The 11,865-nt window shown below is 69.7% G+C and carries 10 protein-coding genes; 5 read left to right on the top strand and 5 right to left on the bottom strand.

The features are described 5' to 3' along the window. Positions 1 to 4: 4 nt before the first annotated feature. Together yqfD and yqfC are read right to left on the bottom strand one after the other, a co-directional pair. Complete coding sequence (gene yqfD / locus ACZ45O_RS16805) at positions 5 to 1,258, bottom strand: sporulation protein YqfD (RefSeq protein ID WP_464854569.1); 1,254 nt, start codon at positions 1,256 to 1,258, stop codon at positions 5 to 7. Position 1,259: 1 nt separating this feature from the next. Then, positions 1,260 to 1,556 (bottom strand): sporulation protein YqfC, encoded by a 297-nt coding sequence (yqfC, locus tag ACZ45O_RS16800; RefSeq protein ID WP_464854567.1) that lies wholly within the window; start codon positions 1,554 to 1,556, stop codon positions 1,260 to 1,262. A gap of 329 nt (positions 1,557 to 1,885) precedes the next feature. On the opposite strand from yqfC, the gene ACZ45O_RS16795 reads away from it, so the two are divergent. Next, positions 1,886 to 3,448, top strand: a complete 1,563-nt coding sequence (locus ACZ45O_RS16795; RefSeq protein ID WP_464854565.1) for a CapA family protein — start codon at positions 1,886 to 1,888, stop codon at positions 3,446 to 3,448. Between the two features lie 83 nt (positions 3,449 to 3,531). On the opposite strand, the gene ACZ45O_RS16790 is transcribed toward ACZ45O_RS16795, so the two are convergent. The 3 genes from ACZ45O_RS16790 to ACZ45O_RS16780 form a co-directional block, all read right to left on the bottom strand. Further along, positions 3,532 to 3,984 (bottom strand): hypothetical protein, encoded by a 453-nt coding sequence (locus ACZ45O_RS16790; RefSeq protein WP_464854563.1) that lies wholly within the window; start codon positions 3,982 to 3,984, stop codon positions 3,532 to 3,534. A gap of 193 nt (positions 3,985 to 4,177) precedes the next feature. After that, positions 4,178 to 5,665: a lysine--tRNA ligase gene (lysS, locus tag ACZ45O_RS16785; RefSeq protein WP_464854562.1), complete on the bottom strand. Its 1,488-nt coding sequence runs from the start codon at positions 5,663 to 5,665 to the stop codon at positions 4,178 to 4,180. A gap of 451 nt (positions 5,666 to 6,116) precedes the next feature. Continuing rightward, positions 6,117 to 6,974, bottom strand: coding sequence for a DegV family protein (locus ACZ45O_RS16780; protein WP_464854561.1), 858 nt, complete (start codon positions 6,972 to 6,974; stop codon positions 6,117 to 6,119). Positions 6,975 to 7,217: 243 nt separating this feature from the next. Between ACZ45O_RS16780 and ACZ45O_RS16775 the strand changes: the two genes are divergently transcribed. From ACZ45O_RS16775 to ACZ45O_RS16760, 4 genes are read left to right on the top strand one after another with little or no spacing between them, the layout of a single operon-like run. Further along, complete coding sequence (locus tag ACZ45O_RS16775) at positions 7,218 to 8,303, top strand: BMP family lipoprotein (RefSeq protein ID WP_464854560.1); 1,086 nt, start codon at positions 7,218 to 7,220, stop codon at positions 8,301 to 8,303. A gap of 21 nt (positions 8,304 to 8,324) precedes the next feature. Beyond that, positions 8,325 to 9,899, top strand: a complete 1,575-nt coding sequence (locus ACZ45O_RS16770; protein ID WP_464854559.1) for an ABC transporter ATP-binding protein — start codon at positions 8,325 to 8,327, stop codon at positions 9,897 to 9,899. Further along, positions 9,892 to 10,953: an ABC transporter permease gene (locus tag ACZ45O_RS16765; protein WP_464854558.1), complete on the top strand. Its 1,062-nt coding sequence runs from the start codon at positions 9,892 to 9,894 to the stop codon at positions 10,951 to 10,953. Before ACZ45O_RS16770 ends, ACZ45O_RS16765 begins: the two co-directional genes overlap by 8 nt. Further along, a complete protein-coding gene (locus ACZ45O_RS16760; protein ID WP_464854557.1) occupies positions 10,946 to 11,851 on the top strand; it encodes an ABC transporter permease in 906 nt (301 codons plus the stop codon). Before ACZ45O_RS16765 ends, ACZ45O_RS16760 begins: the two co-directional genes overlap by 8 nt. Positions 11,852 to 11,865 lie beyond the last annotated feature (14 nt).

The following is an 11,865-nucleotide window of genomic DNA, read 5'->3' as shown; positions in this document are numbered from 1 at the left end:
CCGGTCACCTGCCTATGGATAGCATCGGCCCTTCCAGCGGGGCGGAGACTTCCTCCAGCGTCTCGACCGTGACCAGAATGCCCGCGTAGCCGCCTTCCTGCTGCACCACTTCCGCCCTGAGCGGCGCCAGCACGCGGTCATTCGGCCCCAGCATCCAGGCCAGCCGCCGCTCCATGGCGGCGCGGGCCCGCTCCGTGAGCTCCTCCACCGATACGGGCTCCGCCCGCGTCGAGACCTCCTGGGCCTCACGAATCACGATTTCGACAGGTGGGGTCCAATTCCTCCACTGGCCGGGGGAGATGGTCCGGGTGGTGACCTCATAATCCCCGTAGGGAACGGGGCCCCGCCCGCGTAGTATTATGGACCGGCCGTTCCAGTTCAAAACCCACTGGGTGTAGCGCCGGCCCGTCGGCTCCTTCACGATCTCGGTGACCGGGTATTCATAATACTGCCGGTAGGCGACCCGGGCTTTCACGCTGGCCTGTGCGACCACGGTGCGGGCCAGGTCTTCCCGCGGCGGCAGCGGCATGCCCGGTATCACGCCGGGCCGCCCCCCGGCCCAGTAGCGCAGGGCGCACTCCACCAGCATGTCCCCCGTCTGCACGACATCGCCCTTCTTCACCAGGGGCTCCCCCTGATACGGGATCACCTGCTCCACCACCCCGGACTTCCGGGCGACCAGGTGGACGCAAAGCGCCTGGTCAGGCGGCGTCACCGCCCCCTTCTCCACCACCTCGATCACCGCGCGCGTGCCGTCTGCCCGCACCACCGCCCAGGACAGCTCCTCAACCGTGGATTTCAGGTGCTGGGTCACCTGGTCCAGGTCGACCCGCGCCTTCCACGCGCCCCTGCGCAGGCCGGCCTCCGCCGCCACGGCCAGGATGGCGCGCGGGTCCAGGTAGCCGGGGCCGCTGATGCGCACGTCCACCACCCAGAAGTGGCTCCCCGCCCAGATCAGGGCGGCCAGCCCGCCGACGGCGCCGGCCAGGAGAAACGGACGCCGCCTGAGCCGCCGGGTGAGAAACGGCAGTCCGTACCGCCCGCGAATGCGGACGCGGCACCGGCTCGCACGGGCGATGGGGCGCAGGCGGAAGAAGTCGGCCAGCATCAAGGTGACCCTGAGCCGCTCGGGCAGCCGGCGCAGGTCCCAGAGCAGGATGCCGGCATCCAGGCACAGGTTGAGGAACCGCTCGACATCGCCGCCGGTGACCTCAACGCGCAGGCTGCCGAGCAGGTAGCGAATGAGCGAGCGCAGCATGCTACGTCCCGCCCCCTTCCGGCGGAGCGTAGCGCAGCCCGTCTATCCGCCCCAGAAGCACCGCCTGATCCGGCGACAGGTACGGAATGCGCAGGTCCTCCCCGTCGATGGTCATCTTGCCCTCAGGCAGTCTCAGAACCACCCGGTTGGGCTTGTACTCCAACAGCCCCCGGTGGTTTTCCACCACCAGTTCGACGTTGCCGATGAGGGTCGCGCGCGGCAGGTCAAGCACCGCGTCGCCTGGCAACTCGAGAAGGGAGACGAGCCGCTCCCTGAGACTGCTCCGCCGCTGCTGCAAGGGGCTGCCCCCCCTTCCTGTGCTGTAGCACGTCCACATGGAGGGTATGCGGACCGGGGGGGAGACTAGAAGTGGCTGTGGGCGGTGGGGCGTGGGTGTGGTTGACATGCCGGCACAGTCCTCGGGCCTGCGGGGGCCGGGCCGTCTCAACCACCCGCGCCGCGCCGGTCGCTCAACAGTGGGAACCGCCACTTTTCCACTTTCGTCCTACAAGCCAAGTGAAAAAACGCCGGTTCCACCGACTACACCCGCCGCCCACAACTCACTGCCCACAGCTCACTGCCCGCCGCCGCAACTGCCCGAATCCCCCGCCGAAGGGAGGCCGACCCATGAGAATGAAAAAACCGGCCACGCTCCTCCTGGCCGTGCTGATCGTGCTCGCCGCGTGCGCCCGGAAGCCCGCACCCCAGCCAGGGCCCGGCGACCCGCCGCAGGGCGCTGGCGGCAACCCCGGACCCAGCTCCGGAGCCCTGGTCCTCGCCGCCCCCGTAGACCTGGAACTGCCGCCGGTGGACGGTGTGGAGGTGCTGCGCACCCCTGAGCCGGTGCCGGCGCTGATGCGGGGCGAGGCAGACGCGGCCGTGGTCGACGGCGAGCCGCCGCCCATTCTGACCTCCTTCCCCTTGCGCACCGTTGAGCACATCATCATGCAGGGCTGGCTGGACGAGCCCATGGAACTGACGCTCGCCGAGGCCGAAGCCCTCCTGCCTGAGCTGGATCCGCCCGGCGAACCGGCCAGGGGGGCACTGGCGGCCGGACGGCTCGCGGACCTGCGGCCGGGCTGGCGGGCAGTGCCGGTGGAAGGCGTTGCCCCCACCCCGCAGACCGTGCGGTCGGGCGAGTATCCCCTGGCCGACCGGCTCCTGGTGGCTTACAGGCTGGAAGACTCGGAACGTGTGACTCCGGTCAGGAAGGCCCTGGAAGCGGCGTTCAGCCAGGATGAAGCGGACGGTGCTGTGACCGGCGAGGAATGGGCCTCCCTCTCCGTCGCCGGCGACTTCATGCTCGCCCGGGGGGTCGCCCGGGCCATGCGGGAAAACGGCACGCTGTATCCCATTGAAAAGGTGCGCGATCACCTCTCGTCAGCAGACCTGGCGTTCGCCAACCTGGAGTCGCCCATCGGGGTGACGGGCCGCCCCCTGCCGGGCAAGCAGATCTGGTTCCGGGCGGAGCCGGAGGCCATCGAGGTGCTCACGGCCGCGGGGCTGGACGGGGTCACCGTGGCCAACAACCACATCATGGACTACGATGAGGAGAACTTCCTGGAGACGCTGGATATCCTGGCGGAGGCCGGCATCCCGTGGACAGGCGGGGGCCGGAACCTGGACGAGGCCCGCCGGCCGCTGGTGCTGGAGGCCCGGGGCGTCCGCATCGCCTTCCTGGGCTACAGCGAATTCGCCGACCTCTTTTTCGACTGGGATTACCCCCGCAGCTTCGCCGCCATGGAGGACCGGCCCGGCGTGCCCGCCATCCGAGAGGACTGGCTGGCGGAGGACATCCGGGCGGCCCGGGAGGTGGCCGACGTCGTCGCCGTGGCGCTCCACTGGGGCATCGAGTTCGTCAACTACCCCACGGAGGAGCAGCGTCAGCTCGCCCGCTACATCGTGGACCAGGGCGCCGACCTGGTGCTCGGGTACCACCCCCACGCCATCCAGGGCTTCGAGCTGTATGGCGGCGGGTTCATCGCCTACAGCCTGGGCAACTTCATCATGGACCGGCAGGACACCGACCTGGCCCGGGAGTCGATGATCCTGGACTTCCTGATCGGCCCGGACGGCGTGAAGCAGGTGGAGGTTCACCCGGTCTGGATCCATGCCGAGCAGCCCTATATCATGCAGGGCGAGGAGGCGGCCCGGCTGAGGCAGAAAATGCAGGAGATCTCCGGGTGGTAGGCAGCACAGAGCCTGCACCCCTTCACCGAAGGCGGTGCAGGCTCGTTTTCCATCTCCCACAGGCGGAAGCCCCCTCCCCCGCCTCACGCCCCGGGCGGCCGCTGCTGCTGCGACGGAACGCCATCGGGCGGCAGAGCGATCACCGTGATGGAGCCCACCACGAGGATCGAGAGGAGCAACCCACCCGCAAAGACCAGATCTGCGGCGTCATGCACTCGGTACGTAAGGTCCATCAGATACAGGAGGGCCAGGCCCGCGCCGATCCAGAGGCCGCTCACCGCCGCCATGCGCGGCCGCCGGAGCCGCAGCGACAGCCCGAAGACGCCCGCTGCGAGTCCGAGCAGCACCATGACCACCAGCAGCATCGGCACGCGCAGAATCGAGCGCGGGTGGGCGAGCAGCATAAGGAGAACTCCCGCGGCCACGCCGCCGACCCACGCGCGCCGTGCCAGGGCAGCCGCAGCCCCGGCTATCACCAGAACCAGGGCCAGCAATATCGGCGCCCCGTCACCGGGAATCCCGTACCGATAGAACAACCCCATCACCCCTGCAACTCCGGCCCCGAAAGCACAGGGCACCGGACTCATCCGGATCGGGGCCGGCAGTCTCGTGATCTAAATATTCAGCATAACCGTTCGACCATGCCTGGCCGTTCTCCTTCAGCGGATACAGAAGAAGCCATCGCGGCGGGGGAGCATACCTCCCCGGCCCCGATGGCTTCGCACCCCACTACCGGTCCCGCAGCGTCGGAAACAGGATGACATCCCGGATGGAAGGCGCCCCCGTCAGGAGCATGACCAGCCGGTCGACACCGATGCCCAGCCCGCCCGTGGGCGGCAGACCGACCTCGAGCGCGGCCAGAAACTCCTCGTCCATCGGGTGCGCCTCCTCGTCGCCGGCCGCCCACTGGGCAAGCTGCTCCTCGAACCGCCGCCGCTGGTCCTCGGGGTCGTTCAGCTCGGAGAAGGCGTTGGCCAGCTCCCGCCCCTGTACGTAGAGCTCGAACCGCTCGGTCAGCCGGGGGTCCCGGGGATCGCGCTTGGCCAGGGGGGAGGTCTCCACCGGGTGGCCGATGACGAACGTGGGCTGAATCAGCCGGTCTTCGGCGTAGCGCTCGAACAGCTCGGCCAGCAGCCCGCCCCAGGTGGTCGCCTCGACCTCGTAGCCGGCGGCCTCGGCCGCGGCCCGCACCGCCCGCGCGTCCTCCTCCTCGTCGCCCGAACCGCCGAGGGCGAGCAGGTCGAGACCGGTGGCCTCCTTCACCGCCTCCGCCATCGTCACGCGCCGGAAGGGGCCGGTCAGGTCGATCTCGCCTGCCTGCAGGCAGCCGTTCGCCGCCAGGGCGGCGTTCTGCACGAGCCGCTCCGTGAGGTCCATCATGTCCTGATAGTCGGCATAGGCCTGATAGGCCTCCAGCGAGGTAAACTCCGGGTTATGGCGCGTCGAGAGCCCCTCGTTGCGGAAGACCCGGCCGATCTCGTAGACCCGCTCCATGCCGCCCACCACCAGCCGCTTCAGGTGAAGCTCTGTCGCGATGCGCAGGCTCAGGTCCCGGTCGAGGGCGTTGTGGTAGGTCAGGAAGGGGCGTGCAGCCGCCCCGCCGGCCAGCGGGACCAGCACCGGGGTCTCGACCTCCAGGAAGCCCATCTCGTCCAGCGTGCGGCGCAGGCTGGCGACGATGCGGGAGCGGGCCTCGAAGACGGCCCGGCTCTCGGGATTTACCAGCAGGTCCAGATGGCGCTCGCGGTAGCGGAGCTCCACGTTGCGCAGCCCGCCGTGCTTGTCGGGCAGCGGCCGGAGCGCCTTCGTCAGCATGGTCAGGTCGGCGACCTTCACCGACAGCTCGCCGGTGCGGGTGCGCATCAGCACGCCCTCGGCGCCCACGATGTCGCCCAGGTCCAGGTGCTCCCAGACCAGGCGGGCGCGATCGCTGAGTTCGGGAAGGCGCAGGTAGAGCTGCAGGCGGCCGGAGCCGTCCTGCAGGTGGGCGAAGCCCGCCTTGCCGTGCGACCGGAGGGTCAGGACCCGCCCGGCCACCCGCACGGGCAAGGCCTTTTCATCCAGTTCCTCGGCCGTGGCCTCCCCGTATTCTGCCCGCAGGTCGCCCATCAGCCGGCGGTCGCCGAAACGGGTGCCGAAGGGGTCGACGCCGGCCTCGCGCAAGGCCGCCACCTTGGTTCGGCGTGCCTCTTGAAGCTGCTCTTCACGGGAGCGCATTGCAGAAACCCTCCTTTTGGAATTCGCTAAACAGTCAAGAAGGCCTCCGTCCCTTCCGTAGGGACGGAGGCCTTGGCTCCGCGGTACCACCCAACTTGGCCGCCTGATGTGCGGCCCACCTCAACCCGGCACTCCCGCGCGGGGAATGCCTTGCTCCCGGTATCGGGGGAGAACCGTCCTCGTCTACTGACCCGGGACGCGCCGGGGGTTCGGGAGGCAGCTCCGAGGCCTTATGCGCCAGGTCTCTCCGGGGCGGAACTCGCACCATCCATTCCGCTCTCTGCGCCCGAGACGGCCCGCGCCGCGGGGAGCCGTTCCCCGCCCTCTTCATCGCCTTGACCGATATATGAGCACATCCTAACCCTTCCGCGGGTTCGGTGTCAACCAGCCGAAGCGCCGAATTCGCAGGGCACAACCCGTGGCATCCGCCGGCAGGCGCAGCCGCCGGCGGCTACTTCGTCGCGTACAGGATCCCGATGGTGCCCGGGCCGCAGTGGCTCCCGATGACCGAGCCGGCCCGGGTCTCGATGACCTCGTGCACCTCCGGCAGAATGCGCCGGACCTCATCCCGCATGTACGCCGCATCCTCCGGCGTGCCCGTGTGCGTCACGAAGACACGCTCGGGCCGCACCCGGCCCGCCCTGGCGTCCTCCGCGAAGCGCTCCAGCATCCAGTCCAGCGACTTCTTCCGCGCCCCGCGGATCTTGGCGGCCACGATCATGCCGCCGTCTACGACCGAGATGATCGGCCGGATCTTCAGCAGGGTGCCCACCAGGGCCTGCATCCCGCTGCAGCGGCCACCCTTGTACAGGTAGTCCATCGTGTCGATGACGAAGGACGTGCGCACGCCGGCCTGGTAGGTCTCCAGGTCCGCGAGGATCTCCTCCATCGACTTGCCCTGCCGCGCCAGGTCACAGGCGCGCAGGACCTGCAGGCCGATACCGGTGGAGAGGTTCCGGGAATCGAAGACGCGCACCCGGCCTTCGGGAAACTCGGACGCGGCGATCTGGGCATTCTGGATCGTCGCCGAGAACTTCGCGGAGATGCCGATGAACAGCGCCTTGCTGCCGTCGGCCGTGGCCTCTTCAAAGTAGCGGCGGAACACGGCAGGGCTCACGCTGGCCGTCTTGGGCAGCTGGTTCCGCTCGGCTACCATCTGGAACAGCTGGTCCGTGTTAATTTCGATGCCGTCCTGGTACGACTCCTCGCCGAACTGCACGAGCAGCGGCACCACCCGCACATCATTCGCCGCCAGGAGTTCCGGCGAAAGATCTGCGGTAGAGTCCGTAAGAATGCGGATTGAGGGCATGGCGTACGACCTCCGTTATGAGCAGGTTCATTTGATTAATATTAACATACCTGTCCGGATGTGGCGCGCGCGACGTCGCGCAGGACGCGGTCAGCATCGCATTCCGTCTACCGCCTGACCGCCAGAAGGCCGGTTGACCCGCCCGCGGTGACAGAATAGAATCGATAGTAGTCATAAGACAGGCTTAAAGGATAACCGAAATACCATTGCCGATTAAGATGATTCGTGAAGGGGAGAACAAGAGTGAACAAGCACCGTTTCCTCAGATTCGTGGCCGCCCCCGTGCTGGCCGCCCTCTTGCTGGCCGGCTGCGGCGGCACCCAGTCCGCAGACTCCGACAGGACCCCCGGCACCCAGACCGAGCAGCCCGCGCCCTCCGCACAGACCCCGTCCGCCACGGAGCCCGGGGCCGAGCCGGTGCGGGTCATGGTCGTGCTGCCCGACAAGATCGGCCTCAACCCGTTCCACCAGGTGACCGTCCAGGGCGTGGAGCGGGCCAAGGCGGAGTTCGGCATCGAGGCGCAGATCATCGAGTCCAAGGACTGGGGCGCGATCGAGGAGAACCTGCGGGCCGTGGCCGCTGAGGAGAAGTGGGACCTGATCTTCACCTCCGGCTTTGAGTCCGCCGAGCCGCTGCAGAAGGTGGCGGCCGAGTTCCCGGATCAGAAGTTCGCCATCCTCGACACCACCGTCGACATGCCCAACGTGCGCTCCATCGCCTTCAAGGAGCACGAGGCCGCCTTCCTGCTGGGCGCCGCGATGGGGCTCGTGACCGAGACCAACATCGTGGGCATGGTCGGGCCCATGGAGATTCCCTTCTTCCAGCGCTGGACCCAGGGAATTCAGATGGGCCTGGAGGCGGTCAACCCCGAGGCGAAGCTCCTGATCCACTGGTCCAACTCCTTTGAGGATGTGGCCCGGGCGAAGGAGCTGGCCCTGGAGCAGCACGCCCAGGGGGCCGACGTGATCGCCGCGGTGGCCGGCGGCGGCAACTTCGGCGTGTTCGAGGCCGCCCGGGAGAAGGGCTTCTATACGGCCGGCCAGGACACCAACCAGTCCGTCCACGACCCCGAGCACATCCTGTTCAGCCAGATCAAGGGGCTGGACGTGGTGACCTACCAGACGCTGAAGGATCTGGTGGAGGGCAACTGGTCCTTCGGCACCGCCGTGTACGGGCTGAAGGAGGGCGGCGTCGGCCTCTCCCACCTGGCCGACAAGAGCCTGGAGCGGCATCCCAAGCTGACCGACGAGGTCATGCAGAAGCTGGAGGAGCTGCAGAACAAGATCCTCTCCGGTGAGATCGTGGTGCCCGACCCGCTGGCCGGGTAGGGCTCCCGAGGTGGCTTCGGCATGAGTCGCGCACCGGCCATCGCCGCGACCGGCCTGGTCAAGGTCTACCCGGGCGGGGTCGTGGCCAATGACGGCGTCTCCCTCCAGGTCGAACCCGGCTCGATCCACGCCGTGGTGGGAGAGAACGGCGCCGGCAAGACCACCCTGATGAACCTGCTCTACGGCATGGAACAGCCCACCGCGGGCGAGATCCGCATCCACGGCGAGCCTGTGGCCTTCCGCAGCCCGCACGATGCCATCGCCCGCGGCGTGGGCATGGTCCACCAGCACTTCATGCTCTTCCCGTCGCTCACCGTCGCCGAGAACATCGTGCTAGGGCGGGAGCCGCACCGGTTCGGCCGCCTGGACCGGCGGGAGGCCGCCGCGCGGGTGGCCGATCTGGCGGAGCGGCACCGGCTGCCCATCGACCCACTGGCCCGGGTGGGCGACCTGCCCGTGGGCCTGCAGCAGCGGGTGGAGATCCTGAAGACGCTCTACCGCGGGGCGGAGATCATCATCCTGGACGAGCCCACGGCGGTGCTGACGCCCCAGGAGTCCGACGAGCTCCTGGCCGTCATGCGCCACCTTGCGGACCAGGGGAAGACGATCCTCTTCATCTCGCACAAGCTCGCCGAGGTGCTGGCCGTCAGCGACCGCATCACCGTGCTGCGGGGCGGCCGCGTGGTGGGCGAGCGGGAGCGGGCTGAGACCGATATGGACGAGCTGGCCACGCTGATGGTCGGCCGTCTGCCCGCGCCGCCGGCGACCTTCCGGCGCGAGCCGGGGGCGCCGGCCCTGCGCGTGGAGAGGCTGTGGGTGCGCGGCCCCCGGGGAGAGCCGGCCGTGCAGGGCGTCACGTTCACCGTGCGGCGCGGCGAGATCGTCGGCATCGCCGGCGTGGCCGGCAACGGGCAGAGCGAGCTGATCGGCGCCCTGACGGGGCTGGTGCCCGCCGCGGAGGGCCGGATCCTGCTGGACGGCCAGGACATCACCCGCCTCTCCGTGCGGGAGCGGCGTGCAGCGGGCATGGCTCACATTCCGGAGGACCGGTACCGGTGGGGATCGGCCCGGGAGGCGTCCGTCGCCGACACCGCCGCGATGGGCCCGCACTACCGGCCGCCGCTCTCCCGCCGGGGGCTGATCGACCGGTCGGCCTGGCTGCGGCGCGCCGCCGCGATCGTGGCCGAGTACCGGGTGCGCACCCCGGGCCTCTGGGCCCGGGCCGGGGCCCTCTCGGGGGGCAACCTGCAGAAGCTGGTGGTGGGCCGTGAACTCGCGGGCGACGCCCACTGCCTCATCGTCGCGGAGCCCAGCCGGGGCGTGGACCTGGCCGCCGCGGCCTTCATCCACGACCAGCTGCTCGCCCGCCGGGAGCGGGGCGATGCCATCCTGCTGGTCTCCGCGGATCTGGGCGAGCTCATGGCCCTCTCGGACCGAATCCTCGTGATGTACGAGGGGCGGATCGTCGGCGAGGTGGCGCGGGACCAGGCGGACGAGCGGCAGATCGGGTTGTGGATGGCCGGCGCGGATCTGCCCGCCGGGGACCCACCCGGCGACCCGGCCAGTGCACAGCAAGGGGGTGACGCCGGTGCCTGACCGGCTCACGGAGGGCCTGATCGACCTTCTGCGTCCCTTGCTGGCGGTGCTGCTGGGCCTGGCCGTCGGCGCCGTGGCCATCTGGGCCACGGGCCATCCGGTGGGCGAGGCGTACGCTGCCCTCTGGAACGGCGCGTTCGGCAACCGCACCTTCCTCGGCTCCACCCTGGCCCGCTCGTCCACGATCGCGCTGGCCGGCCTCGGCGTGGCCGTGGCCTTCCGCGCCGGCGCCCTCAACCTGGGCGGCGAGGGCCAGCTGGCCCTGGGCGGCCTGGCCGCGGCCCTGTTCACAATCTACGTCCCCCTGCCCGGCCCCCTGCCGCTGGTCGCGGGCCTGCTGGCCGGCGCCGCGGGCGGCGCCCTCTGGGCCCTGCTGCCCGCCTGGCTGGAGGTGCGGTTCAGGGTCCAGCTGCTCATCAGCTCGCTCCTGCTCAACTACGTGGCCGTCTACTCGGCCAGCTACCTGGTGAGCGTCCCGTTCCGGGATCTTTCGGGCGGCGGGGCCCTGGCGCAGACCCGGCTGATCCCCGAGGCGGCGCGCATCGCCCTTCTGCCCGGCACCCGCATGCACGCGGGCATCCTGATCACCCTGGCCCTGAGCCTGGTGCTCTGGTTCGTCATGATGCGCACGGTGACCGGGTACGAGTGGCGCATGACCGGCCTCAACCCCGACTTCGCCCGCTACGGCGGCGTCGACCGGGTGCGCGCCCTGGTGACGGCGATGCTGGTCAGCGGCGCGGTCGCCGGCCTGGGCGGCGCCATCGAGGTCATGGCCGTCTATCACCGGTACATCGACGGCAACCTCACCCGGCCCGGCTTCGCCTGGTCCGGGCTGATGGCGGCCCTGCTGGCCGACAACCACCCGCTCGGGGTGCTGCTGGCCGCCTTCCTGCTGGGCGTGATCCAGGTGGGTTCCACCGGCATGGAGCGGACCACGCAGATCCCGCTGGAGATCTCCAGCGTCGTGCAGGCGGTCATCGTCCTGTTCGTGTCCGTGCGCATCGGCGCCGACCTGCTCAGGCGCTTCCGGGGAAGGAGGGCGGCCCGTGGCTGATCTGTTCGACATCCAGCTCCTGCACATGACCCTGCGGACCGTCGTCCCGGTCCTGCTGGCCGCGCTGGGCGGGGCCCTGTGTGAGCGGGCGGGCCTGTTCAACGTCGCCCTGGAAGGCATGATGCTGGCCGGCGCCTTCGGCGCCGTGGTCGGGTCGTTCTTCCTGGGCGGCGCCGGATGGGGCGTGCTGGCGGCGATTGCCGCCGCCACGGCGATCGGCCTGATCCTGGCGGTTCTCAGCCTCAACCTGCGGGCCAACGAGATCGTCGTGGGCATTTCGCTCAACCTGCTGGTGGTGGGGCTCACCACCTTCCTCATGCGGGTGGTGCTGGGGGCGACGGGCACCTTCCACCACCCCGATCTGCAAGGGCTGCCCCAGTGGTCGCCGGAGTGGCTGCAGGCGGTCCCGGTGCTGGGCCGGCTGCTCAGCGGCCACACCCCGGTTGTCTGGGCCGCTTACCTCGCCGTCCCCATCCTCACCTATTTCCTCTTCCAGACCACCATCGGGCTGCGGCTGCGCGCCGTCGGCGAGCACGCCCGCGCGGCGCAGACCCTGGCCGTGAACCCGCTGCGCATGCAGTACCTGGCCGTCGTGCTGGCCGGGGTGCTCACAGGGCTTGCCGGCGCACAGCTCTCGCTGGGGCAGGTCCGCATCTTCCAGGAGAACATGACCGCCGGGCGCGGCTTCATCGCCCTGGTGGCAGTGATCTTCGGCCGGGCGCACCCGACGGGCGTGCTGCTGGCCAGCCTGCTCTTCGGCCTGATCGACGCCCTGGGCATCCGGCTGCAGGGGGTCGGCCTGCCGTCCCAGGTGACCGGACTGCTGCCCTTCGTCGTCACCCTGCTGACCCTGGTCGCGCTGCGCGGGCGGGGGCTCAACCGGCAGGGCACCGCCTGAGCGAAAGGAGAGGC

The organism is Symbiobacterium turbinis (assembly GCF_055383075.1).
The sequence above is the reverse complement of the archived record's forward strand: the minus strand, read 5'-3'. Positions and strand labels throughout refer to the sequence as shown.

Bases quoted from the DNA above. Each gene is read 5' to 3' on its own strand.
- yqfD (WP_464854569.1), bottom strand. From the start codon at position 1,258: ATGCTGCGCTCGCTCATTCGCTACCTGCTCGGCAGCCTGCGCGTTGAG.
- ACZ45O_RS16795 (WP_464854565.1), top strand. From the start codon at position 1,886: ATGAGAATGAAAAAACCGGCCACGCTCCTCCTGGCCGTGCTGATCGTG.
- lysS (WP_464854562.1), bottom strand. From the start codon at position 5,665: ATGCGCTCCCGTGAAGAGCAGCTTCAAGAGGCACGCCGAACCAAGGTG.
- ACZ45O_RS16780 (WP_464854561.1), bottom strand. From the start codon at position 6,974: ATGCCCTCAATCCGCATTCTTACGGACTCTACCGCAGATCTTTCGCCG.
- ACZ45O_RS16770 (WP_464854559.1), top strand. From the start codon at position 8,325: ATGAGTCGCGCACCGGCCATCGCCGCGACCGGCCTGGTCAAGGTCTAC.